General features: G+C 33.2%; 19 protein-coding genes, 2 tRNA genes and 3 rRNA genes. 6 read left to right on the top strand and 18 right to left on the bottom strand.

Features of this window, described 5'->3' with window-relative positions:
* Window positions 1-19: 19 nt before the first annotated feature.
* Together bsdtw1_RS22935 and bsdtw1_RS22940 are read right to left on the bottom strand one after the other, a co-directional pair.
* Entirely contained in the window at window positions 20-172 is a 153-nt protein-coding gene (locus bsdtw1_RS22935) for a hypothetical protein (RefSeq protein ID WP_183279981.1), read from the bottom strand.
* A 407-nt stretch (window positions 173-579) separates the two neighbouring features.
* Window positions 580-873: a hypothetical protein gene (locus bsdtw1_RS22940; RefSeq protein ID WP_183279982.1), complete on the bottom strand. Its 294-nt coding sequence runs from the start codon at window positions 871-873 to the stop codon at window positions 580-582.
* 268 nt (window positions 874-1,141) lie between these two features.
* On the opposite strand from bsdtw1_RS22940, the gene bsdtw1_RS22945 reads away from it, so the two are divergent.
* Together bsdtw1_RS22945 and bsdtw1_RS22950 are read left to right on the top strand one after the other, a co-directional pair.
* Entirely contained in the window at window positions 1,142-2,515 is a 1,374-nt protein-coding gene (locus tag bsdtw1_RS22945) for an aminotransferase-like domain-containing protein (protein ID WP_183279983.1), read from the top strand.
* Window positions 2,516-2,987: 472 nt separating this feature from the next.
* Window positions 2,988-3,539 (top strand): lysoplasmalogenase family protein, encoded by a 552-nt coding sequence (locus tag bsdtw1_RS22950; protein ID WP_183279984.1) that lies wholly within the window; start codon window positions 2,988-2,990, stop codon window positions 3,537-3,539.
* A gap of 174 nt (window positions 3,540-3,713) precedes the next feature.
* Here the strand turns inward: bsdtw1_RS22950 and desB are convergent, their stop codons facing one another.
* A complete protein-coding gene (gene desB / locus bsdtw1_RS22955; RefSeq protein ID WP_183279985.1) occupies window positions 3,714-4,775 on the bottom strand; it encodes a Delta(10) desaturase DesB in 1,062 nt (353 codons plus the stop codon).
* A 529-nt stretch (window positions 4,776-5,304) separates the two neighbouring features.
* Between desB and bsdtw1_RS22960 the strand changes: the two genes are divergently transcribed.
* Both bsdtw1_RS22960 and bsdtw1_RS22965 read left to right on the top strand, forming a co-directional pair.
* Window positions 5,305-6,102 carry a TPM domain-containing protein gene (locus tag bsdtw1_RS22960; protein ID WP_183279986.1) on the top strand — a complete coding sequence of 266 codons (798 nt, stop codon included), beginning with the start codon at window positions 5,305-5,307 and terminating at the stop codon, window positions 6,100-6,102.
* 30 nt (window positions 6,103-6,132) lie between these two features.
* Complete coding sequence (locus bsdtw1_RS22965) at window positions 6,133-6,699, top strand: LemA family protein (protein WP_183279987.1); 567 nt, start codon at window positions 6,133-6,135, stop codon at window positions 6,697-6,699.
* A gap of 332 nt (window positions 6,700-7,031) precedes the next feature.
* Here bsdtw1_RS22965 and bsdtw1_RS22970 read toward each other — a convergent pair whose 3' ends face one another.
* From bsdtw1_RS22970 to bsdtw1_RS23005, 8 genes are all read right to left on the bottom strand, one after another.
* Window positions 7,032-8,537 carry a DUF4179 domain-containing protein gene (locus tag bsdtw1_RS22970; RefSeq protein WP_183279988.1) on the bottom strand — a complete coding sequence of 502 codons (1,506 nt, stop codon included), beginning with the start codon at window positions 8,535-8,537 and terminating at the stop codon, window positions 7,032-7,034.
* Window positions 8,538-9,101, bottom strand: a complete 564-nt coding sequence (locus bsdtw1_RS22975; protein WP_183279989.1) for a sigma-70 family RNA polymerase sigma factor — start codon at window positions 9,099-9,101, stop codon at window positions 8,538-8,540.
* Between the two features lie 270 nt (window positions 9,102-9,371).
* Window positions 9,372-9,863, bottom strand: coding sequence for a GNAT family N-acetyltransferase (locus bsdtw1_RS22980; protein WP_183279990.1), 492 nt, complete (start codon window positions 9,861-9,863; stop codon window positions 9,372-9,374).
* Between the two features lie 268 nt (window positions 9,864-10,131).
* Window positions 10,132-12,000 (bottom strand): ABC transporter ATP-binding protein, encoded by a 1,869-nt coding sequence (locus tag bsdtw1_RS22985; RefSeq protein WP_183279991.1) that lies wholly within the window; start codon window positions 11,998-12,000, stop codon window positions 10,132-10,134.
* Window positions 11,997-14,222, bottom strand: coding sequence for an ABC transporter ATP-binding protein (locus tag bsdtw1_RS22990; RefSeq protein ID WP_183279992.1), 2,226 nt, complete (start codon window positions 14,220-14,222; stop codon window positions 11,997-11,999). Before bsdtw1_RS22990 ends, bsdtw1_RS22985 begins: the two co-directional genes overlap by 4 nt.
* 135 nt (window positions 14,223-14,357) lie before the next feature.
* A complete protein-coding gene (locus tag bsdtw1_RS22995) occupies window positions 14,358-14,795 on the bottom strand; it encodes a MarR family winged helix-turn-helix transcriptional regulator (protein WP_183279993.1) in 438 nt (145 codons plus the stop codon).
* A gap of 495 nt (window positions 14,796-15,290) precedes the next feature.
* A complete protein-coding gene (locus bsdtw1_RS23000) occupies window positions 15,291-16,325 on the bottom strand; it encodes a hypothetical protein (RefSeq protein ID WP_183279994.1) in 1,035 nt (344 codons plus the stop codon).
* A 19-nt stretch (window positions 16,326-16,344) separates the two neighbouring features.
* On the bottom strand, window positions 16,345-17,292 hold the full coding sequence (locus tag bsdtw1_RS23005) for a phosphodiester glycosidase family protein (RefSeq protein WP_183279995.1): 948 nt from the start codon (window positions 17,290-17,292) through the stop codon (window positions 16,345-16,347).
* Between the two features lie 279 nt (window positions 17,293-17,571).
* Between bsdtw1_RS23005 and rbr the strand changes: the two genes are divergently transcribed.
* Window positions 17,572-18,156, top strand: a complete 585-nt coding sequence (gene rbr, locus bsdtw1_RS23010) for a rubrerythrin (protein WP_183279996.1) — start codon at window positions 17,572-17,574, stop codon at window positions 18,154-18,156.
* A 114-nt stretch (window positions 18,157-18,270) separates the two neighbouring features.
* Here rbr and bsdtw1_RS23015 read toward each other — a convergent pair whose 3' ends face one another.
* The 6 genes from bsdtw1_RS23015 to bsdtw1_RS23040 all read right to left on the bottom strand — a co-directional run bounded on the left by bsdtw1_RS23015 (window position 18,271) and on the right by bsdtw1_RS23040 (window position 24,083).
* A complete protein-coding gene (locus bsdtw1_RS23015; RefSeq protein WP_183279997.1) occupies window positions 18,271-18,819 on the bottom strand; it encodes a manganese efflux pump MntP in 549 nt (182 codons plus the stop codon).
* 186 nt (window positions 18,820-19,005) lie between these two features.
* Window positions 19,006-19,081 (bottom strand) — tRNA-Ala (locus bsdtw1_RS23020).
* Between the two features lie 5 nt (window positions 19,082-19,086).
* Window positions 19,087-19,163: transfer RNA gene (locus bsdtw1_RS23025), tRNA-Ile, on the bottom strand.
* A 6-nt stretch (window positions 19,164-19,169) separates the two neighbouring features.
* Window positions 19,170-19,287: ribosomal RNA gene (rrf, locus tag bsdtw1_RS23030) — 5S ribosomal RNA — on the bottom strand.
* A 140-nt stretch (window positions 19,288-19,427) separates the two neighbouring features.
* Window positions 19,428-22,333: ribosomal RNA gene (locus bsdtw1_RS23035) — 23S ribosomal RNA — on the bottom strand.
* 230 nt (window positions 22,334-22,563) lie between these two features.
* A 16S ribosomal RNA gene (locus bsdtw1_RS23040) occupies window positions 22,564-24,083 on the bottom strand.
* The 16S, 23S and 5S rRNA genes sit together here with 2 tRNA genes alongside, the layout of an rRNA operon.
* A 614-nt stretch (window positions 24,084-24,697) precedes the next feature.
* On the opposite strand from bsdtw1_RS23040, the gene bsdtw1_RS23045 reads away from it, so the two are divergent.
* Window positions 24,698-25,240, top strand: coding sequence for a DUF6512 family protein (locus bsdtw1_RS23045; RefSeq protein ID WP_183279998.1), 543 nt, complete (start codon window positions 24,698-24,700; stop codon window positions 25,238-25,240).
* A 308-nt stretch (window positions 25,241-25,548) separates the two neighbouring features.
* Here bsdtw1_RS23045 and bsdtw1_RS23050 read toward each other — a convergent pair whose 3' ends face one another.
* Window positions 25,549-25,752, bottom strand: coding sequence for a cold-shock protein (locus bsdtw1_RS23050; protein WP_183279999.1), 204 nt, complete (start codon window positions 25,750-25,752; stop codon window positions 25,549-25,551).
* Window positions 25,753-25,810 lie beyond the last annotated feature (58 nt).

Raw genomic sequence — 25,810 nt, forward strand, 5'->3', positions numbered from 1 at the left:
CTTCCATAAATTATTTTTACTATTTAGAAATCTCTTTTTCCTTTTTTATATCTCTGTCTACTGCTTTTATAAGTTCATCTACTTCATCTGTCTTTTTTCCCGCAAGTATCAAATTTCTCTTTTGTAGTTTTAAGTTAACTAATTGTTCTTCCAATTCCTTTAGTTTTGTCATCGTCCAAACACTCCCCATCTCAAACTCTCATATTCTATAAATTCTTCATTTCTACCCCACGTAAAAATCTATGAATGTGCCACTTCGTAATTAAACTTATATTTTTAAATTCTCCTCTCAGAACCCAGAGGAGTTTTGAAAATAGATTTCGTATTGAAGTGTTTCATCTTTAATACCATTTATCAACAAATACCTATCTTACTTTAATTAAAACCAGATTTCTTATATAAGTTAATTATATAATAAAATCACAACAATTACATAAGAAATTTATTAACATTTTTTAACATTTATTTCCTGTTTTCGATGCATATATACTATACAAATGAAATCTAACTTATGATCTATCATCAATTGCTTCTCATATTTTAGTATATGATATGTTCATATTTTTATAAAGTTACTGTTCAATTTGCCTTAGACGCTCTAAGCTTTCCCCTCCTTCTTGTGACTAATCTCAAAATAAAATCTGAAATTATTGCCACTATTATAGGTATAACAACTGATAAATAACCAAAATCTATGATAAAACTATTATTTTTTTTCCTAAATTGAAATACCATATACCAGTCCTGTCCTAAAGACATCGAGGTAAAGCCTTTAACGTCATAATTATAACTAATAATCATGATAGTTATTACTAAAATAATAAATGTAATTACACCGTATTTTATAATTCTTATAATATATTCATTTGGCACTGTTCTTTCCTCCATATATGAATGTACCACTTCATAATTAAACTTATATTTTCAAATTGAAGTGTTTCATCTTTATACCTTCTCTAGATATTGATATGAAACTTCTATAGGCAAAATTACTGTAGTTGATGAATTTTAAAGGATAAATAAAAAATTTTTATGTGTACTAAAACTATATAAATCTTTCAATTAAAATTAGTCTATTAAAACCTTTTCACACGTGGTAAAATAACTGTATTGATACAGACATATTGGACGGTGAAGTTATATGGATAGTATATATAAAAAAATAGTGTCAGATATTGAAGATGATATTCATAGAGGCATATATAAATCTGGTGAGAAAATGCCTTCTATTCGAAAGCTTTCTATAAAGTATAATTGTTCCCAAAACACCGTAGTAAAAGCTTTTGATACATTAAGATATAATCACGTAATTTACTCTATCCCTCAAAGCGGATATTACGTAGTAGAAAAAAACCTAGAAAATAACATCGAAAACTCTAAAATAATAAATTTCGATACCGGCAATCCAACTATAGGAACTATGAGTACCCCTGATTTAAAACATTGCCTTGATAGAGCAGCTGATATTTATAACAATACCTCTCTAAACAATACTATGTCTGGAGTGGAATCTTTAAGAAAGTTATTAAGCAAATACCTGTCTGATTTTCAGATATTTGTTGATATAAAAAATATATTTATAACATTAGGTGTGCAACAAACTCTAAGTATACTGACTCTTATGCCCTTTCCTAATAAAAAGACTAAAATTCTTATAGAGCAGCCTACTTATAGGCATTATATTGATTTTTTAAAGTATTCAAAAAGTGATGTTCTTACTATAGAAAGAAACGAAAGCGGACTAGATATAAAGGAACTTGAAAGGCTTTTTAAAGATGAAGATATAAAATTTTTCTATACAGTTCCTCGTAATCATAGTCCATTAGGTACCTCTCTTTGTAAAAAACAACGAAAAGCAATAGCATCTTTAGCTGCTAAGTATGATGTATATATAGTTGAAGATGACTATTTTGGTGATATTTCAATAGATACAAAATATGATCCGATATATTGTTACTCTGATCATAAGCACAGTATATATTTAAAAAGTTTTTCAAAAATAATGCCATGGACAAGAATTGGTTTAATAGTGGTTCCTTCTAGCTTATTAGATACTTTTGAGGAACATATACACTTCTCCTATTATTCTTCTTACTTTTCAGCTTCATTAATATCACAAGCAACTCTAGAAATATATATAAGAAGTAATATATTAAAGAAACATACTGATTCAATATCAAAGGAATTATATGAAAAGCACATAGCTCTAAGAAAACATTTTAAGATTTTAAAAGGGTATGGAATTGAGCCTACAGGAAATAACTTTTGCTTCTATTCTTATTTATGCCTACCAGAGTGGATAAATGAAGACACTCTAATTGAAAAGTTAGAAGAGAATTCAGTTTTGGTACGGTCAGGAAGATTCTTTTATTTTGATGAAGCTTCATATAGAAAAGGGATAAGAATAAGCATAGCAAGTGTTAGTATCGGTGATATTGATAAGGGGCTTGGTATAATAGAATCAGTCGTAAAATCGTTACACGATAAGTACTTACAAAACACAACTATATTATAGCTACAAATAATTTCTCTTTTTATTTTCAGTAACAAATATAAGGCTATTATTATTGATGTGCCATTTTATGATAGATTTCATATATTTAAACTCTACTTTCAGATTCCAAAGAGTTTGAATATATTTGTCGTCTTAAGGTGGTGCACATTTAAATTTGAAATAAATATTCTTTTCTTATACTAAAACTTAGTTGTCTAAGATTCTACTTCATTATAATTTTCCAAGAATAAAATAATAAGTTTTCATTTCTCGCATACTATATATAAGTTGAATAGAGTTACTTTCTATTAAACTAATATATTATAACCAGAGGTCTTTTAAATTGAAAAACTTATATTTCAAATTAATTATATTTATAAATTTATTTATATATATCTACTTCTTGATATCCTATATACTTACAAGAAATGTTGATTTCTCTCTTCCCTCAATAATTAAATATTGCTACATTCTGCTATGTTTCTTTTTAAGTATGCTTATTGAAGATAATTGCTATGATACAAGAGATAAAAGATTACTTCAAACAGCTCTATTTCTTACTACCATTGCAGATTTTTTCTTTATAATATTGGAATCACCAGAACTCGGAATTTTTATGTTTATATTTGTACAAATCTCTTATATAGTAAGGCACTCTAGAACAATAAACTTAAATGCTACAACTATAAAAATCTTAGTTTTATTATCTTCAGCAATGCTTTTTCTAGGAATTTTTCTAAAACCTAAAAATATCGACACTAAGCTTTATTATTTAGCTTTACTCTATGGAACCATACTCATAAACAGCTTTATACTTGCATTCTCAACACTTAGAAGTAGGTTTTATTACAAACATAGCTCTTTAATGATAGCCCTTGGAATAGCTTTATTTTTCATGTGTGATATCAATGTTGGATTATATCCATTAATAACTGAATACTACAATATAGATTCATTAAGCATGACTATCTATTTTTTAATATGGTTTTTTTACCTTCCATCTCAACTTCTATTAGCACTTAGTGGATATAGAAAACTTAAATAAATTAAAGAATTTAAATTCGTTAATAAAAATAGCTAATGTTCATTTCATTAGCTATTTTTTCATATTCGTCTTCCTGACGTATATAACAAAACTTCACAGGCAGACAAGTTCTATATTTTTTTAATAAAAATTTTAAATTGCCTTTAACATGTAATACATTGGATAAAGAACATCTTAGTTTGTATTCAATTTAGATTTTCTATAAGTTATATTTTTAATATCCAATCCATTACCTAATGATTTATAAGAGTTTTTATTTCTTGGATCTAAGAATTCTGTTTCATTGTAATATATTCTTGGAGTCTTCCAAAGAGCTACAAGTGCTTTCACTAGTGACATTTGGAAATACCTCTCCGGCCAAAATTCTAATATTTTTTCCTTTACTATAGGATAATATTTAGGATTTATACCTGGAAACATATGATGCTCTACATGATAAGAAAAATTAAAATGTAATACATCAATCCATTTTGGAACTGTTACAGAAAGACTATTTGCTAATGGGTCATTCACTGGTACCAATGGATTTAGTCTATGATTAGTTGATATATATGCCATTACAATAAAGTTCCCTATGAGTAATGGAATTAGATACATAAAAATCCATTTATTAAAACCAACATAAGTTAATAATCCTATCCACACACCCCAAGGTACTAGCATTTGCAGCCATACTCCAAATTTTTTTGATTTAAACTCACTAATATAAGTAAAGAACATCCTCATTGTATGCATTGAAAAGGTAAAAGTTAGAGATAAAAAGCTTATAAACGCTCTAAAATTCAAAGGCAATGTATACACCCATCTAACAATCTTAGGACTTTTTAATAATTGCTCTAAACTAATCCATGCATCTGGGTCCTTCTCTACATCTTGTGTATGTGCATGATGAGTTATATTATGCCACTTTATCCAAAGCCTTGGGCTTACGCTTAATGGTGCAAAAGCTAATCCTCCAAGTAAATTTCTTAACCATGGTTTTCTTACTACAGTTCCATGTAGTATCTCATGCCCTAAAAATCCCATAGCAGCAAAACTAAAGCCTAATATAATTGAAAAAAGCAAACTAGCTATTACATTCATATTTAATTGCTTCATGGCAATCATACAACCTGTTATAACAATTATATATGCTAGGCCTCCTAATAATCTCTGTGGAACAGGCTTTCTTATATCTTCTGGCATTTCTTTAGTTATTCTCTTTACATACCAAGTTATATCATGAAATTCTTTCATCTAATGACATCCTTTCTGAAGTTATTTATAAGTAGTAACCCCTAATAGTCTTACATATAACGCTCAACCACTTAAAAATTTATAAAGCTTTAAGTTACAATTACTTTAAACTTATATATTTTATGAGGTTTTAATATTTGTCGCTGTTAAAGCACCGTGTTTAAATTAAACATAGTCTAATATTTAAAAACAAGTTATACGCAAAACCAGCTTGACCTTAGTGATATGGCTACTTATAACAAATAATACTTTGATAGTCAAAGCATTTCATGTTCCAATGATACCAATAATCGTTATCTATTGTCAACTATTATTTATTAATAATAGTTTAATAAAATAAGTATTTTTTAATATTTTCTTTATAACTTTTATCATTTATACATAAACTATAAATGTGAATCCACTACTAAGGCTTATATATTTTAGCTTAATTTAACTTAATAAATACTTACCCAAATATGTACAACTTATGTATTTCTAGTATAATAATTGCATATAGGTATATAATTTAATAAAAGAGGAGATCTTTATGAAAAAATATTATAAATTTATTTTGCCCTTAATATTGCTATTATCATCAATATTATCAGGCGCTTCCTCTAATGACTTACCTAATAAACCAACATCAGATATTTTCTTTCAAGACTATGCAAAGATGTTTTCTAATGATACTAAAAACTATGTACTTTCAACCTCAAATGATATAAGAAATAAGACTACAGCAGAGGTTGCAGTTGTTACTATAGATTCATTAAATGGCTCTTCCATAGAAGACTATGCAAATAATCTATTTAGAAAATGGGGCATTGGAAATAAAGAAAAAAATAACGGTGTTCTAATCCTAATCTCAAAAAATGATAGGAAGTTTAGAATCGAGGTGGGTTATGGGTTAGAAGGTATATTACCTGATGGAAAAGTAGGTTCATATTTAAGAGAAATGTCTGGATACTTTAAAGAAAACCAATATGATAAAGGCATCATTACTACCTATAAAAGAATAATAGGAGATATTGGACAAGAGTATAATGTTGATGTAACAAATTACACAAATGATGTTCCTGACAAAATCTCTGATGACTCAGATAACATCGCTAATAAATCAATTTCTAATAAAGCTGAAACTGTTCTTAAGGGAATTGGGATGATAATATTTTTAATTATTATCTTTTCTTCTCGTGGTAGAGGACGTCGTGGTGGAGGCGGTTTCTACTATGGTGGAGGTTTCGGCGGTGGTGGCTTTGGAGGCTTCGGTGGTGGTGGTTCCGGTGGTTCTGATAGCTTTGGTGGAGGAGACTCTGGCGGAGGAGGATCATCTGGCGGTTGGTAATAAATATTAATACTTGGAGGTTTAAGTTGTATGAATAAAAAAAGTTTTTTAATTGTTATAGGGGCTATAATACTTGTCGCATTAATAGGCGTAGGAGTTTATGTAAGTGCTTATAATAACCTAGTTTCAAAGGATGAGAATGTTAATTCTAAATTCAGTCAAATAGATAATCAGTTGCAAAGAAGAAATGATTTAATTCCTAATCTTGTAGAGACAGTTAAAGGTTATACCAAACATGAAGAACAAGTTTTTAAAGATTTAGCTGATGCAAGAAGCAAACTTACAAATTCAACTACAGTACAAGATAAAGCAAATGCTGATGCACAAATAACTACTGCTCTAAGAGGTCTTAATGTAATAGTTGAAAACTATCCAAATCTTAAAGCTAATGAAAATTATCTAAAGCTTCAAGATGAATTAGCTGGTACTGAAAACAGAATAGCTGTTTCAAGAAAAGATTATAATGACTCAGTTAAGGACTTTAACAGCTATAAGAGAAAATTCTTTGTTAATATGTTTTTTGGTGGAAAATATCAAGATAAACAATACTTCAAAGCAGCTGAAGGTGCTGAGAAAGTACCATCTGTAAAATTCTAAAAATTATTGCAACATAAATATAAAGTCTACTCACCAGGATTTTTATCCATGGTTAGTAGACTTTATTAGATTTAATTTCCCTAAGTAATTTTTTGGCATTAATATATTGATTTATAAACACTTAATCTGACAAAACCTGTGTAAATCTGTTTATTTCCAAGGAAATACCTACATTCTCTCAATTTATTATGTCTTTTATCATCATATCTTTAGATTATTGGCCTAACTATTTATTCCATCAAATTTAACAATTCTATGACTATATAATTTTAGGTCTCTACCTTAATTTCACTTAAAACCTTGCTAATTTCTAAGTAGCATATACTAAGATATTATTTAGTAAAATCAATCGTTTTTGTATTTTTCATATCGAGTTTAAATTTATCATCATATTGTGGTATCACTAGGTAGTCACTTTCACTAATATTACTAAAGGTATATTCATTTCCTTCTTTGGAATATCTTCTTTCGATTCCACCGTTATAATGTTCTGCTGGATCTACAACTATATGTAGATATTCCATATCTTTTGACTTTCCTTCTTCCATAGCAAAATACTTTTTATATCTATCCATATCCCTAGTCACAAATATATTGCTTCTTTCAATTATATCCAAGCCTTTAAAGCTTATATTGACTACAGTATTGCCATCTTTCTTAACTATGGAATTTATAACTATTCCACAATCCTTACCTTGAGCTATATATTGGCCCTGTTTTATATCGCTTAACTTAACATATTTGTAGGCATCAAAGTTCCAATTTAAATCTTCACTCTTTTGTACTCTAGGAATTATTGTTAAGGATTTAGGCACTTCCTTAAATGCAGTAAATCTGCTATATCTTTTTGTTATTGAATTATTATTTTTATCCTCTTCGCCTATAGTCTTTTCTCCTAGGCTAAAAATTTCCTCACCTTTGTCATTAACTAAGACATAACTAAATCCAAGGTTTGTAAATTTTCCATCGATAAACTTTTGAAAACTTGATTTATTTGCAACTATTGTATTTTCTATAGTCGTTCCTAGCGGTGAAAATGTTATGGCTTCTAAATCAAACTTTACTTTATCATTCACCTTTAATTGACCCAAGTTTTCATATCTCTTAGTTTTATCTACTAACTGATTCTTAGATATTTGAAACTTAAAATCCCAATTACCACTTACATCTCTAACCTTATTTAAGGAAAAACTTATATTAGCCTTATCATCAACTTTACATGACTTAATATCAATTCTTGTTATAATAACTTGACTATCTACCTTTGCATCTCCATAACTAATTTCCGTATCATAAGCTATATATTTCTTCTCTATCCCTTGATCTTTAAGAAGTTTTTCTTCAAGATCAATATTACTATTATTTATTTTTAGCTGACTTATATGAACGTCCCTTTCGTCATCTACTATATTATTGTTGTTTCCATCCTTCACTTTATATGAAAAATAAATATAGCTTCCATCATAAACTACAGAGTTTAGTCTTACAATTATATTTTTATCTTTAGCCTCTAAATTAACATCATTTTCATATTTTACATACTCAGAATTAGCTATTGTAGATCTAGCATTTAAATACTCCATAAAAGGTCCTATGAAACTTATATCCTTAGCCCTTGCTATACTTGATACTGTTATACCGCTAATAATCACTAATGCTATTACAGCTACCTTGCTAGTATTTTTTATGTTAAAGTTAAATCTACTTTTATTGTATTTATCTTTTCTAAAATTTTTAATAAGTGTTTTATCCAAGTCTTTTGGAACTTTTATATCCATTGAATCATACTGTTCCGAATCTAGATCTATTTCATTAAATAATTCATATATATCCTTCATTTATAACACCTCCCCTAATGCCAGTTTTAGCTTTTCCCTTAAAACCTTCCTGCCTCTACTAAGATGAGTGTTTACATTTGATCTTGTTAGTCCTAGATCTTTTGATATCTCGTCCGAGGAATCACCTAAAAAATACCTTTTTATAAATATACTTCTATATGGCTCCTCCATCTTTTCTATAAGTTCAAGAAGTTTATCCTTATATTCTTTCATTAGATATTCTTCTTCCACACTTTCATTACTGGCTATAAAGATTTCTTCTATATTACCTACCTGTGCAGTTCTTATTCTCTTTCTGCTATAATCAATAGCCTTGTATTTTGCAATAGCACAAATCCAGCTTTTAAACTTATCCTTATCCCCTATGAACTTATCTGAGTTGTTCCATATAGATAAAAATATATCACTTAAGCATTCTTCTATATATCCATCATCTTTAAATTGTCCTAAGACAGTATAAACCACTTTATATAATAACTTGCTATACTTACCTATAACAAATTCCATGGCTTTTTCGTTCTTTTGCCTAATTTCAGCTATATAATCTGCAGTTTCAAAGTTCATGGCTTCCTCCGTAAACTAATTTTGAAGATCTTCAATTAATAAAACGTAGCTTTTTAAAATAAATTACATAAATTTATAAATAATTTTTATTTTTTACTGTATAGTTATAAAAACCTCTACAAACATTTAATCACCTAATCTTATGGAAACTGTAAATTTTATACTTTCATACATAAAAATAAAAGCCTTACTATCTTTAAGAGATAGCCAGGCTTTAAATAAGCTTGTAAATTTTAATACATCTAATTGTTCTTATAGTATTAATTCAAATTAACCCAGTAACATTCTTGCCATATGATATTCATCACTATAAATTCCGTTTCTAAGTGCTGACATTTTAGCTATACCCTCTATATCAAATCCAAACTTCTTATATAATTTTATTGCTCTTTCATTTTCTATAAAAACAGATAGCTCCAATCTTTTTAATTTAAGTTTGTTATCAGCTATGTCAGTAATAGTGGACATGAGCTTAGATCCTATCCCCATCCCATGATAATCACTATTTACCATGATAGTTATGTATCCCACATGTTTCTTTCTAGGATTATTATGCATTGATAAAATAATTAACCCGACTACTCTATTTTCAGCTTCTGATACAATCCAAAGGTCATTTCCCTTATTTAAAAATCTATTCCTTAGGCCATCCTTAGGCTCATTTTTATAAGATAATATATTCTCCATAACCTTTGGCATTTGTCTTATATTATATAATTCATCGCAATCCTCAATAGCAGCTTGTCTTATATTTATGTCCATACTTAAATCCCCCTACTAAATTATCACCCTTAATTATCCATTCTAATTATTTATCAAATTTATCTTTTAGTCAATAATTCAGTACTTACATTATTTCTGCTAGGCGACAAAGTTTTATTTTTTTTACTGTATCTCAATAAAAAGCTTCGAAAAGCATTAAAATATCTAGATTTAATCGGCATAAAAATTTTACAATTTTCTTTACAGCAAAAAATGCTACTGATAATAAACACTTATCAATAGCATTTTGCTCTTAATTTATAAACTATTAGCTAACTTGAGTGCTTTCAAATTGGCTGTTATAAAGGTTAGCATAGAATCCACCTTCTGCTAGAAGCTGTTCATGGCTACCCTGCTCAACGATATCTCCATGATTCATAACAAGTATTAAATCAGCATCACGTATAGTTGATAAACGATGAGCTATTATAAAGCTTGTTCTGTTCTTCATAAGATTGTTCATAGCCTTTTGTATTTGCACTTCTGTACGAGTATCTACTGAGCTTGTAGCTTCATCTAGTATTAATATACTAGGATCTGCAAGTATTGCTCTAGCGATTGTTATAAGCTGTTTTTGACCTTGAGATATATTTGAAGCCTCTTCGTTAAGGATCATGTTATATCCATCTGGTAATGTATGAACAAAGCTATCTACATGAGCCGCCTTAGCAGCAGCTACAACCTCTTCATCAGTAGCATCAAGTCTACCGTATCTTATATTTTCCATTATAGACGTATTATATAGCCAAGTATCTTGTAATACCATACCAAACATGCCTCTTAAATCTCCACGTGTAAAGTTTCTTATGTCATGACCATCAATCATGATAGCGCCTTCATTTACATCATAGAATCTCATTAGAAGCTTAATCATTGTAGTCTTACCTGCACCAGTTGGTCCAACTATGGCTACCTTTTGACCTGGCTTTACTGAAGCAGAGAAATTATTTATTATAGTCTTATCAGGATTATATCCAAAGTGAACATGATTAAAATCAACTCTTCCATCAACTTTTTCAAGCTTAACTGGGTTTTGAACTTCAGCAACTTCTTCTTCTACTTCTAAGAACTCAAATACACGTTCTGATGAGGCTGCGGTTTGTTGAAGTATATTTGATATATTAGCAAGCTGAGTTATTGGTTGTGTAAATGAACGTACGTATTGAATAAAAGCTTGAATATCTCCAACAGTTATTGCCTTCTTAGCAGCAAGATATCCACCTAATATAGATATTGCAACATATCCTAAATTTCCTACAAAGCCCATAATAGGCATCATAAGACCTGATAAAAACTGGGACTTCCAAGCAGATTTATAAAGTGTATTATTTAAATCCTGAAACTTAGCAACACTTTTTCCTTCTCCGTTAAAAGCCTTCATTACTAGATGTCCGCCATACATTTCTTCTATATGTCCATTAACATGACCTAAATAGTCTTGTTGTTCCTTAAAATATCTTTGAGAATTCTTAACAATTATCATAATAAATATCATCGATACTGGAATTACACATAACGCTACAACAGTCATTAACCAGTTTATACTAAACATCATAGAAAGAACACCAATTACACTGGTTACTGATGTGATTATCTGAGTCAAGCTCTGATTTAATGTCTGACTTATTGTATCAACATCATTAGTAACACGGGATAAAACTTCTCCATGATTTGTTCCATCAAAGTATTTTAGAGGGATGCGGTTAATCTTTTCGGATATATCTTTTCTTAACCTGTATGTTACCTTCATAGTAACTCCAGACATTATCCACCCTTGTATATAACTGAATAGAGCACTTACAATATACAACACTAGAAGTAATCCAATTATATTACCTATATAATTAAAATCTATACCATTGCCACTACCACTAATTTTACTAGTGATACCCTCAAACAACTTTGTTGTTGCTTTTCCTAGTATCTTTGGTCCAACTATAGTAAAAATAGTACTAGCTACAGCAAATATTATAACAACTAATATTGATAATTTAAATTCACTTAAATACTTAATTAGTTTTGCCATGGTACCTTTAAAATCACGAGCTTTTTCGCCACCCTGCATCATAGGGCCGCCAGGTCCATGTCCTCCTGGCCCTCTTCTCTGTGCGCCTGTTCTTTTATTATGTTCACTCATGCTAATTCCTCCTTTGAAAGCTGTGATGAAGCTATTTCTTGGTAAGTAGGACAATTGGTCATAAGTTCTTTATGTGTTCCAACACCTACAATCTTCCCTTCATCAAGCACTATAATTTGTTCAGCATTCATGATAGTTGATATACGTTGTGCAACTAAAAGCACTGTGCTTGAACCCGTTTGTTTCTTAAGTGCTTTTCTAAGCGCTGCATCTGTCTTAAAATCAAGAGCCGAGAAACTATCATCAAATATATATATTTCAGGTCTCTTTACTAGAGCTCTTGCAATAGAAAGTCTTTGCTTTTGCCCACCAGATACATTGGTACCACCTTGAGATATTTCAGTTCTAAAACCTTCTGACTTTTCATTTATGAATTCCATTGCTTGGGCTATTTCAGCTGCTCTTTTAATGTTTTCTTCTGAAGAATTTTCATCAGCATATTTTAAGTTTGATTCTATAGTACCGCTAAATAATGCTCCTTTTTGTGGCACATACCCTATCTTATCTCGAAGCTCGCCTTGAGGTACTTCTCTTATATCTACACCATCAATTAATATCTGACCTTCTGTAACATCGTAAAAACGTGGAACTAAATTTACAAGGGTAGTCTTTCCTGCTCCTGTAGATCCTATTATTGCTGTAGTTTGACCTGGTAAAGCTTTAAAGTTTATATTTTTAACTACATCTTCCTCAGCACCAGGATATCTAAATGATACATTTTTGAATTCTATAGTACCATCTATTTCCTTAGCCAAATGTTTAGGGTCCTTTTTATCAACAATTGCTGGCTTTATCGCTAAAACTTCAGCAATACGATCAGCAGCAACAGATGCTCTTGGAATCATTATAAACATCATCGATAACATTAAGAATGAGAATATTATTTGCATAGCATATTGCATAAATGCCATCATATCACCAACTTGCATTGATGAATCTGCTATTTGATGAGCACCAACCCATACAATAAGAAGAGTAATACCATTCATTATAAGCATCATTACAGGCATCATAGATACCATAACTCTATTTACAAAAAGATTAGTGCTAGTTAAGTCCTTATTAGCCTTATCAAATCTTTGCTCTTCAAATCTTTGAGTACTAAATGCTCTTATTACCATCATACCTGAAAGATTTTCTCTAGTAACAAGATTCAATCTATCTATAAGTTTTTGAATCGCCTTAAATTTAGGTAAAGCTACTGTAAATACAACCATTATTAAACCTAATAAAGCTATAACTGCCACTGCTATAATCCAAGACATTGAACTACTCTTTTGCAATGCTCTAATTACTCCACCTACACCCATTATTGGTGCATAGAATACCATTCTAATCATCATAACTAAAACTGTTTGTATTTGAGTTATATCGTTTGTTGTTCTTGTAATAAGAGATGCTGTTGAGAATTTATCAAATTCTGTATTAGAAAAGCTTTCAACCTTTGTAAATACATCTTTACGTAAGTTTCTTGAAAGTCCTGCTGCTACTCTAGCCCCTAAGAAACCAACCATTACAGTACACAATGCACCTAATAATGAAACGCCTAGCATTATTACTCCAGCTTTCTTTATATAGTTGCTTTGGATTTTATCAGTATTTACCCCTAAAGCTTTATATTCATCTTTTATTGGAACTACTGCAGCTTGAACAACCATGCTGTCTCCTAATTCCTCAAATTTTTTGTTCATATCTTCACTTAATTTTGATCTTTGATCTGCTGGTAACTTACCTAATAAAGCAAAAAGGTCAGTATTTGCAGGTATATCTTTTCCTCCAAAGGATATCTTTCCGTCTTTTGCTTCACTCTTCATCTTATCTACTCCAGATACAGCTAAAAAGGCTTTACCTAGTATAGGATTCAAAGTATCAATTTCTGAGTTACTAATATCTTTTAATACATATATTGGTTCCTTCTCTAATTGTGGATAATCTTTAACATACTTATCATAGTCTGCACTAGATTTATCTACTAAAGTATAGTTATCCATGACCTCTTTTTTATTATCTTCACTCATAAACAATTCTAATTTATTCATTTGGCTTTGTCTTACAGCTGTAGGCACCGCACTTTCAATACCATTTTGTTGAATCCCTTTGTTTACTATATTTGACATGTAATCTGGTAATGCCAGATCAGTCATTGCCTGTACAAACAGTAATGCTATTGCAACTATTATTGGCAAAATAAATGGCTTTACATATTTAGCTAACTTAACCATTAATGCATTCACTCCTTCTTCATAATTTAGTACATATATTATATTTAAATTACTAGGTCTAACTACATTGGAAACTGTATACTTTCTCTTACAGTAAAAAATTACTTTACATACCCATTAGAAAAGTTAAATTTTTTAAGAATTCCTTCTCATTATTTTCTCTAAGGTATCTAATCCATTAAGCACTATATCTAATTCTTCAGTAGTAGCTTCACTTGCTATACGTTCTAATTTCTTTTCAACTTGTGAAAAGTTTTCTTTAAAATTTTTCAAAAACTCTTCGGTTACACTGACAAATACTATCCTCTTATCCTCTTTACTTCTCTTTCTTTCAACTAACCCTTGTTTTTCAAGTCTATCAATTATTCCTGATACTGTACTATTTGAAAGCCCTAGTTTTTCACTCAAATCACTTATTTTCATATCACCTTGATGACATAATACCCCTATAAGCATTCCTTGTGATTGAGTCAATCCCATTTGCTCAAAATGATTGCCCATACTTCTTTTAAATAACTTTCCTATATTTTTAAGTTTTCTAACTAATTCAACACCTCTATTTACTTCGTCCATTAAGTTTATCACCTTCTACTTGTATTTCGCACGCAAACATTTCGCCAAAGAATATTTCGCATCGAAACATTTTCTATGCAAAATATATTTTACTCCTGATTTTTCTACCAGTCAATAGAACTTTTTTTATGATAACTTTTTCATTGCATTTTTTTTATATTTTTATTAGATAATTATTAGTTTATTTATGTAAGAATAAATTAATAATTTCTCATTTATAAATATGGGCAAGTTTTATGATTTTTAGTCAGATAGAAAAGTAGCAAAAGCGACTTTTTTGTCCACCTACTGCCCCCAACATACTTGCAAAAAATCTAGCAAGGGAATAAGTTTTATTTTTCACTGTATTCACTAAAAAAACATCTTACCATCTGAAATTATTAGATTTATCCGCTGGTATAGAAACCTTATATTTTTCTATATAACAAATAAGAGAAATTAATAGCTATTTCTAAAAGCTACTAATTTCTCTTATTATGTCTTAAATATATAATTTTAATTTTTCACAATAGATTCAGGCTTATTAACTATAACTTCATTATCCTTTATTGATAGTATATTATTGTCTTTCACATTTAGATAAGTTCCCTTATAAGTAAGCTCTTTATCTCCTACAACTGATTTTATAATCTGATTTTCTTGGTTTAACTCAAAAATTTTTCCATCTTTTGATATCATAATATTGTCTTTCTTAACATTATTTTTAACTTGGACCTTTGTCCACGAATCAATTCCCTCATTTATGAGTCCATAATATATAGACGTTATAATATCATTCTTACTTATTCCTATAAATACTCTATCTGAATTATCTACACCTAATAATACTTGTTGACCATTTTCTCTTAGTGATATAGTTTTACCAATATAACTTATATAAAATTTATTTAAACTTTTTGTATTATATATAATTTTATCTTCATGCGGTATAACTAATAAATCCTCAATATCCCTAGCTTGTGTATTTACATCTTCAAATACCCCTTGCTGAGTATTTAATTTCAATACCTGCTCTTTTCCATAATTCTTTACTTTTACAAAAAGTAAGTTCTTTAAACTTGAACTAACTACTTTCTCAAGCTGTGCATTTTCATCTTGAAGTTTTAAAGTTGCTACCAAGTTTTTTTCCTTCTTATCTATATCATATATATAGAACTCGTAGTTATTAGTATTATCTTTTGTATTATTTATATATAATATCTTATCATCATATAACCAAATATACAGATATGGCTTTACCTCTGAAGCAACAGCACTATCATATTTATCTAAAATTAAATATTTTAATTGATTATCTTTTATATATGATACATACTTATTGCTTTCAGATGCCTTAATATCAGCTGCACCAGCTTCTATTAGATTTTTCTTTTCAACTGGTTTTGGTGCTTCAACTTGCTTAGAATCTACTACTTTATCAGGCGCACTGAAACCTGCCAGGTATTTATAATTTATCAATGCTAGAACTGATGTCTGTAAAGCTATTGCTACAAGCAGATATATTGCAATTATAATAAACCTTTTCTTCATTAACTTATATACCTCTTTCTTATTTAATTAAAAATGCAGTGGGTATAAACCTAACTCCATCCATACTTGATGGATCATTTAACACCTTATTATCCCAATAAATAGTTGACGAAGATCCTCCATCTAAATTTGCAGCGTTATATGCTTCATATTTTAACATAATATCTTGTACATCTTTCAATGTTGCTCCAGGCATAGTTAGCTTTCTTCCCTCAGTTACAAGCATTAATACTGTCCCATCTTTTCTTTGTCCTATAACAGTCCTTGGAGCTAATCCCCATCCACCATTTCCAGACTTTATAGTAGTTTTTCCATTAACTATTAAAAAAGGTTCAAAAGAAACAGCTGCCTTTAAATCTAGCTCTTTTATTTGGGATAAAGAATAATTACCAAGTATTAAAATTCCCTGTTTATTAAAACCTACAATTGAGTAACTATCACTTTTTGTCTTATAAAGAATTTCACCGTCCTTAACCACTATACCAGTGGGAGTTCCTCCATTACCTTGTCCATTTTCATCTTCAAAACCACCAGCATTTATTCCTCCAACCGCATCATTTTCCTTAGACATATCATCTAACTTTACTCCAAACTTTGTAAGATCCTTAGTAACTCCAAGTTCAATTCTTTTTGGATCTTTAACTATCAATAGATAACCTTTGTATCTATTTTCATTTATACTAACAAGCTCAACACCTTCTGTTTTATTTACTGGCATATCTGTGTCAATACTAGAGTTTGTCTCAGCAGATGTGGATACAGCCACAGATATATCCTTAATATCGGAATTATCTGTAGTATCTATCTTGTTCTTATTCATAATTTCATTTATCTGATCCTTGTCCAAAAACCAAGTAGCTAAATATTGATGTCTATATGTTGTCATTGCTGATGTTACTACCATCTCCTTTAGATTATCAAATGGACCATAATATATCATTGGCAATGAGTATATTAAACCTATCAATAAATTACATCCTATAAAAATTGATAAATTAATTAATATAGTTCTAAATTTTTTTCGAAACATAAATATACAATCCTTTACATTATCTTATTTAAATATTATATATTTATTTTAATATGTTTACCATTAAAAAGTTTATCATTATTATTACAATAATATATATTTTTTGTCATAAACTGAGGTAGCCTTGTAAACTATTTTTAAGACATCAATTAATGCAGGAATTTATGAATATGATGAAGAATACAATACTACATAAAAATATTGGAGGGGATAAATTTGAAATCTTTAAAAGGTACTAAAACATCAGAAAACTTATTGAAGTCCTTTGCAGGAGAATCCCAAGCTAGAAACAGATATACTTATTACGCATCTATTGCAAAAAAAGAAGGATTTGTCCAAATATCAAATCTATTTATAGAAACTGCCGAAAATGAAAAAGAGCATGCAAAAAGGTTCTTTAAGTTTTTAAGTGAAGGCTTAGGAGTTGATAATGTAGAAATAACAGCCACATATCCTGTAGCCTATGGAGATACAAAAGTTAATCTTAAAGCTGCTGCTGACGGAGAAAACGAGGAATGGACAGACCTATACCCTACTTTTGCAGATGAGGCTGAGGCTGAAGGCTTTCCAGTAATAGCAGCCGTTTATAGAAAAATAGCAGAAGTAGAAAAGCATCATGAAGAAAGATATAGAGCTCTTCTCAGTAATATAGAAAATAATAAAGTTTTTTCAAAGGATATTGAAGTTTCGTGGAAGTGCATAAATTGTGGATATATCTATATAGGACAGGATGCCCCTATAGCTTGTCCTGCTTGTGCCCATTCTCAATCTTACTTTGAGGTATTGGCTGAAAACTATTAATATAATAGCTTTTATTTATTTACAAATAAGCACCTATAGTATTTATAGGTGCTTATTATAATGATCTTATATTAGTATAAGTAGGATTACATACTTCCATACACTTCTTTTGACCTATCCCACTAATTCTAACAACCCCATCAATATCATTACTACACCTGATATTATGGTTGCTTTTTTACCAATCTTAAGTTTTCCAAAGAACCTTGTACCATAGTCAGACAACATAAAGATCATAATACTTATAATAAAATATGGTAGTGATATTGCGAAAGGTGAATAACCTGATAACCCTGAACTTACTGAACTTCCTACATCATCAAGAGCCAATACCAATCCTATTGATATAACCTCGGTGTATTTTATATTTTTAACTTTATATTCGTCATCATCACTTTTTTCTAAGATAGATTTGATTATCATCTTACTCCCCATAACTACCAATATTATCACACTCAACATTGTACAAATATTATCACTTAAAAAATTCGATACCATATTGCCAGAAATAGCAGCTATATAGGACACTAGAAATGCTATAGATGATATAATTATATTTTTGTAAAATCCAATCTTTATTCTGCCAACACTGTACGCAACACCTATACCAATGTTATCAATACTATTTACAAAAGCTATGACAAATAAGTATATTAAATGCATAATTCTACCTCCTTATCTTTGGTAAGTACTCATAACATAGTTATGCTAAGGTTATATAGCTGGAGGTGTAGATTTATATATATTTGTCTTAGAATATTCTATTCAAAACCTATAAGTTAGTTGCATTATAATTATTTAATTATTTGCAAACAAAAAAACCATGAACATTAAGTTCATGGTTTACTTTGGTGGAGATAAAGAGATTCGAACTCTTGACCCCCTGCGTGCAAGGCAGGTGCTCTCCCAACTGAGCTATACCCCCAAATATGGTGGACCTTCAGGGACTCGAACCCCGGACCTACCGGTTATGAGCCGGTTGCTCTAACCAACTGAGCTAAAGATCCTTACTAACCTGGCAACCACTTACTCTCCCACACAGTCGCCCATGCAGTACCATCAGCCGTCTAAGTCTTAACCTTCGTGTTCGGTATGGGTACGGGTGTAACCCTAAGACGCATCATTACCAGATATTCAGTTTGTAGTCATTAATTTGACCACAGTGAATATTATATCTAGACTTTTTCTTCTTGTCAACAAGAATTTTTTCTAAATATAAGAAAGATTATTCTTTCAAAATTGCACTTAAGTTTACTTTGTAATATCTTGTATTGGTCAAGCCCTCGACCTATTAGTATCGGTCAGCTGAACATGTTACCATGCTTACACCTCCGACCTATCAACCTCGTGTTCTTCGAGGGGTCTTACTAGCTTACGCTATGGGAAATCTAATCTTGAGGTGGGCTTCACGCTTAGATGCTTTCAGCGTTTATCCCTTCCCGACGTAGCTACCCAGCTATGCTCCTGGCGGAACAACTGGTGCACCAGAGGTCAGTCCATCCCGGTCCTCTCGTACTAAGGACAGCTCCTCTCAAATTTCCTACGCCCGCGACGGATAGGGACCGAACTGTCTCACGACGTTCTGAACCCAGCTCGCGTGCCGCTTTAATGGGCGAACAGCCCAACCCTTGGGACCTACTTCAGCCCCAGGATGCGACGAGCCGACATCGAGGTGCCAAACCTCCCCGTCGATGTGGACTCTTGGGGGAGATCAGCCTGTTATCCCCGAGGTAGCTTTTATCCGTTGAGCGATGGCCCTCCCACGAGGTACCACCGGATCACTAAGCCCGACTTTCGTCCCTGCTCCACTTGTGGGTGTCGCAGTCAGGCTCCCTTCTGCCTTTGCACTCTACGAACGATTTCCGACCGTTCTGAGGGAACCTTTGGGCGCCTCCGTTACTTTTTTGGAGGCGACCGCCCCAGTCAAACTGCCCACCTAACAATGTCCCGTCACCAGCTTCATGGTGCCCGGTTAGAATCCCAGTACTGTCAGGGTGGTATCCCAAGGACGACTCCACATCCCCTAACGAGGATGCTTCCAAGTCTCCCACCTATCCTGTACAGACAATACCGAAACTCAATGCTAAGCTACAGTAAAGCTCTACGGGGTCTTTCCGTCCAATCGCGGGTAGCAAGCATCTTCACTTGCACTACAACTTCGCCGGATTTACAGTTGAGACAGTGCCCAAGTCATTACGCCATTCGTGCGGGTCAGAACTTACCTGACAAGGAATTTCGCTACCTTAGGACCGTTATAGTTACGGCCGCCGTTTACTGGGGCTTAAGTTCACCGCTTCGCGTTACCGCTAACGATTCCCCTTAACCTTCCAGCACCGGGCAGGCGTCAGCCCCTATACATCAGCTTTCGCTTTAGCAGAGACCTGTGTTTTTGCTAAACAGTTGCTTGGGCCTATTCTCTGCGACCTACTCTCGTAGGCACCCCTTCTCCCGAAGTTACGGGGTCAATTTGCCGAGTTCCTTAACTGTAATTCTTCCGCCGGCCTTAGGATTCTCTCCTCACCTACCTGTGTCGGTTTGCGGTACGGGTACTACATTTCTCCCTAGAAGCTTTTCTTGGCAGCGTAGAATCAAGTACTTCAGCCTAAAAGGCCTTCCCCATCACACCTCAGCTAATACAGGCGGATTTGCCTACCTGTATACCTAAGTGCTTAGACTAGCATCCAATAGCTAGCACACTCTATCTTCCTGCGTCACTCCATCGGTAATAACGATTTGCAGTAGTATCGGAATATCAACCGATTGTCCATCACCTACGCCTTTCGGCCTCGGCTTAGGTCCCGACTAACCCTCAGCGGACGAGCCTTCCTGAGGAAACCTTAGGTTTTCGGCCACTAGGATTCTCACCTAGTTCTCGCTACTGATGCCAACATACTCACTCGTAATCAGTCCACCGCTCCTTACGGTACGACTTCAGCCCGATTACGACGCTCCCCTACCCCAGCAGATAAATCTGCTAGCCGTAGCTTCGGTGATAAGTTTGAGCCCCGAACATCTTCGGCGCAGGATCTCTCGACTAGTGAGCTATTACGCACTCTTTTAATGAGTGGCTGCTTCTAAGCCAACATCCTAGTTGTCTTAGAAATCCCACATCCTTTTCCACTTAACTTATACTTTGGGACCTTAGCTGACGATCTGGGCTGTTTCCCTTTTGACTACGGATCTTATCATTCGCAGTCTGACTGCCGGACTAATACTATATGGCATTCGGAGTTTGATAAGGTTCGGTAAGCGATATGCCCCCTAGCCCATTCAGTGCTCTACCTCCATTAGTCATATCCGACGCTAGCCCTAAAGCTATTTCGGGGAGAACCAGCTATCTCCGAGTTCGATTGGAATTTCTCCGCTATCCACAGCTCATCCCATGGTTTTTCAACACCAACGTGGTTCGGTCCTCCACGAAGTTTTACCTTCGCTTCAACCTGGCCATGGATAGGTCACCCGGTTTCGGGTCTACGGCATGCAACTAGTCGCCCTATTCAGACTCGGTTTCCCTTCGGCTCCGTACCTTAAGTACTTAACCTCGCTACATACCGTAACTCGTTGGCTCGTTCTACAAAAAGCACATCATCACACACATATGGTGCTATGATCGGTTGTAGGCACACGGTTTCAGGTTCTATTTCACTCCCCTCCCGGGGTTCTTTTCACCTTTCCCTCACGGTACTTCTTCACTATCGGTCATCAAGTAGTATTTAGCCTTGGGAGGTGGTCCTCCCTGCTTCCCACAAGGTTTCACGTGTCTCGTGGTACTCTGGAGCAGAACTATGGTCTTCTTGTTTCACTTACAGGACTATTACCTTCTACGGTGTATCTTTCCAGATATCTTCAATTACAATAGCCACCAATGTTATGTTCTGTCCGCAACCCCAAAGATAAATCTTTGGTTTGGGCTCTTCCGATTTCGCTCGCCGCTACTGACGGAATCGATTTTTCTTTCTCTTCCTCTAGGTACTTAGATGTTTCAGTTCCCTAGGTTTACCCTCCTATAGCTATGTATTCACTATAGGATACGTAGGGTTACCTACGTGAGTTTCCTCATTCGGAGATCTTTGGATCACAGGCTATTTGCGCCTACCCAAAGCTTATCGCAGCTTGTCACGTCCTTCTTCGGCTCTTGATGCCAAGGCATTCACCATGCGCCCTTTGTAGCTTGACCTATCAAATCAAATTTGAGTTACAAATTTGCTGATTTACTAAAATACTAGCGTGCATTTTAGCAATCAATTTATTACAAAGAATAGTAAATATCTTTACTTTAACTTATGTGCAATTTTCAAAGAACAATCTGAGATACTTGGTATCTCAAAATTAAACAGAGAGAGATTCTAACCAGAATTCGTATATATTAAGCCTGAAATGCATCAGTACTTAATAATTTCTCCATAGAAAGGAGGTGATCCAGCCGCAGGTTCTCCTACGGCTACCTTGTTACGACTTCACCCCAATCGCTGACCCTACCTTCGGCTGCTGCCTCCCTTACGGGTTAGCTCACAGACTTCGGGTATTGCCAACTCTCATGGTGTGACGGGCGGTGTGTACAAGGCCCGGGAACGTATTCACCGCGACATGCTGATTCGCGATTACTAGCAACTCCGGCTTCATGTAGGCGAGTTTCAGCCTACAATCCGAACTGGGACAAGTTTTTGAGATTTGCTCCACCTCACGGTCTTGCGTCTCTTTGTACTTGCCATTGTAGCACGTGTGTAGCCCTAGACATAAGGGGCATGATGATTTGACGTCATCCCCACCTTCCTCCCGGTTAACCCGGGCAGTCTCGCTAGAGTGCTCAACTAAATGGTAGCAACTAACAATAAGGGTTGCGCTCGTTGCGGGACTTAACCCAACATCTCACGACACGAGCTGACGACAACCATGCACCACCTGTCTTCCTGTCGGTACCAAAGGTACCGACTTCCCCGGTTAAGGGTAATTCAGGAGATGTCAAGTCTAGGTAAGGTTCTTCGCGTTGCTTCGAATTAAACCACATGCTCCGCTGCTTGTGCGGGCCCCCGTCAATTCCTTTGAGTTTTAATCTTGCGACCGTACTCCCCAGGCGGGATACTTATTGTGTTAACGGCGGCACGGAGGTGTTGAAACCCCCACACCTAGTATCCATCGTTTACGGCGTGGACTACCAGGGTATCTAATCCTGTTTGCTCCCCACGCTTTCGAGCCTCAGTGTCAGTTACAGTCCAGAAAGTCGCCTTCGCCACTGGTGTTCTTCCTAATCTCTACGCATTTCACCGCTACACTAGGAATTCCACTTTCCTCTCCTGCACTCTAGATATCCAGTTTGGAATGCAGCACCCAAGTTAAGCTCAGGTATTTCACATCCCACTTAAATATCCACCTACGCTCCCTTTACGCCCAGTAAATCCGGACAACGCTTGCCACCTACGTATTACCGCGGCTGCTGGCACGTAGTTAGCCGTGGCTTCCTCCTTGGGTACCGTCATTATCGTCCCCAAAGACAGAGCTTTACAACCCGAAGGCCTTCATCACTCACGCGGCGTTGCTGCATCAGGGTTTCCCCCATTGTGCAATATTCCCCACTGCTGCCTCCCGTAGGAGTCTGGACCGTATCTCAGTTCCAATGTGGCCGATCACCCTCTCAGGTCGGCTACGCATCGTCGCCTTGGTGAGCCATTACCTCACCAACTAGCTAATGCGCCGCGGGTCCATCTTATAGCGGATTGCTCCTTTGATTTTCATTTCATGCGAAACGAAAATGTTATGCGGTATTAATCTTCCTTTCGGAAGGCTATCCCCCTCTATAAGGCAGGTTACCCACGTGTTACTCACCCGTCCGCCGCTAAGAAAGTTCCGAAGAACTTTCTCCGCTCGACTTGCATGTGTTAGGCACGCCGCCAGCGTTCGTCCTGAGCCAGGATCAAACTCTCAATTTAAAGTTTAATCATAGCTTACTTACTTAGTAAGTCTTTTTTCAAAAGAATTGCTGGTTTAGTTTAAGTCTAGTTTTAGACTTTGTTTATCTTCTCTGTTTAATTTTCAAAGACCAAGTTGTTTTGCTGTTTTTCTGACAGCTTTTATATCTTACCACCGTAAGATTTCTTTGTCAACACTTTTTTAAAACTTATTTTTAAAGATAAATTTTACTTTCGTGTCTTCGTCACTACTTGTTTCAGCGACGTGTTTTATAATAACATGCTACATATAGTTACAAATATATTAATTCCTTAAATTAATCACTTTATTCTTAAATAGATAATTTTTTCTTTATAATTTGCGAATTTCCTCATATTGATACACCTGGTTATGTTTCCGCTAAATTTTATATGCATATTGATTGTTTTATATTAAAAGCTCTCTATTTTTTATTGTTTACTACATAATTATTTTATACTTCTTTAAAAATCCTTGAAATTATATCATGTAATTTAATTCACTGTTTGTAATAAATCTTATATATTAATCATACTTCTAATGTAAGAAATAATATAAGAGGAGTTTATTATAGTCAATAAATAATAAACTATACCTTTCTAGGAAGTGCTAATTAATGAAACACAAAAAAGGTGAACTGTTGTTATGGGAAGTTATAGGAATACCTTTCCTTATATTAGTTGGGTTTACTCTAGAGTTTGCTTATAAAACCTTAAATCAAAACTTTATTATAGGATTGTTTAGCGTAGTTAATAACAGTATATGGGAAAACTTAAAGATAGGCTTCTTTTCAATTATACTTTTCTCTTTGATAGAAAACTTATCATTAAAAGAAAGTGCAGATAACTTTTTTACTGCAAAGGCATTAGAGGTTATATTTATGAGTATATTGTTAAGCATCTCTTACCTACTATTTAAATATAATCTAATTAATAACCTAACAATAAATATCAACATTATATTTGCAGTTATATGCATATTAAGTCAGATGTTATCTTTTAGAATCTTAACCTTAAACAGAAATTATCCATACTTAAACTTATTGTCATTTTTATTTCTAATCATCTGTACATTAATTTTCTTTGCTTTTACAGTCAACCCACCAAGTAACTGGTTATTTGAGGCATCAAAACGTCTTAATAATATCCTAAAATTCTAAAGCTAATTGACTATAACCTCATACTCATAGATACTATTATAATTTTGGTGAATTTTATAAAGCAACCTCTAATACATCCGCAACTTCACAATTCGTTATATTGTTGCAAAAGAATACGTAAAATAATAAGCATTATAAACAGATAACTTTATAATGCTTATTGATATTTTAAAACCTCTGTTAAGAATCCGTCAGAGGTTTTAAAATAGGTTTAGATTTAAAGCTATCATATTTAGTTATCATTAAATTATACCTAATTCTACGTTGATTGCCTTTATATAGATTAATGCTACTAAATTAATATACCCTTACATCTTCTCCACATTTATTGCTTGAGGACCCTTTTCTTTTTGAACAACATCAAAAGAGACTTCTTCTCCTTCATGAAGATCTTTACTTGGTCCTTTTTCTTTAATTTGAGAATGATGAACAAAAACATCATCACCTGCATTTGCCGATATAAATCCATATCCTTTTTCATTATCAAACCATTTTACAATACCTGTCTGCATACAAAAACCTCCAAAACTTATAATATAATATTAATGTCCCCATATGCATATTTTTAAT

Source organism: Clostridium fungisolvens, assembly GCF_014193895.1.
Lineage (GTDB): Bacteria > Bacillota > Clostridia > Clostridiales > Clostridiaceae > Clostridium_AR > Clostridium_AR fungisolvens.